Raw genomic sequence first — 596 nt, 5'->3', positions numbered from 1 at the left:
CATCGGCACACTTTCCGACGGCACGCCGGTGCACCGGTGGACCCTGCAGCGGGCGGGCGTACGGGTAGGGATCCTGTCGTACGGCGGGATCGTGCAGGACGTCGAGGCGCCGGACCGGGACGGGCGGCCCGGGAACGTGGTGCTGGGGTTCGACGGTCTGGACGGCTATCTCGCGCACCCGGAGCCCTTCCTGGGCGCCCTCATCGGCCGGTACGCCAACCGGATCGGCGGCGCCCGCTTCATCCTGGACGGCGTGGAGCACGTCCTCGCGCCGAACGACGGGCCGAACTCGCTGCACGGCGGTGACCGGGGCTTCGACAAGCGCGTCTGGGACGTCACCGAGGTGACGCACGGGCTGCGGCTGTCGCTGGTCGCCGAGGACGGCGAGGAGGGCTTCCCGGGGCGGCTGGAGGTCACGGTGACCTACACGCTGGACGAGCGGGGCGCGCTGCACATCGCGTACGAGGCGGTGACGGACGCCCCGACGCATGTGAACCTGACGAACCACACGTACTGGAACCTGGCCGGTTCCGGCACCGCGGGCGGGCACGAGCTGCGGGTGGCCGCGTCCCGCCGGACGCCGTCGGGTCCGGATC

The 596-nt window shown here is 72.8% G+C and carries 1 protein-coding gene; it reads left to right on the top strand.

All coding sequences use genetic code 11. From position 1 onward, the window contains the following. Position 1: 1 nt before the first annotated feature. Positions 2 to 596, top strand: a 595-nt coding sequence (locus LPA54_RS35280) for an aldose epimerase family protein (RefSeq protein ID WP_228984671.1), incomplete at its 3' end; no start/stop codon positions are given.

Origin of the sequence: Streptomyces sp. DH12 (genome assembly GCF_020873895.1) — a bacterium.
Lineage (GTDB): Bacteria > Actinomycetota > Actinomycetes > Streptomycetales > Streptomycetaceae > Streptomyces.
The sequence above is the reverse complement of the archived record's forward strand: the minus strand, read 5'-3'. Positions and strand labels throughout refer to the sequence as shown.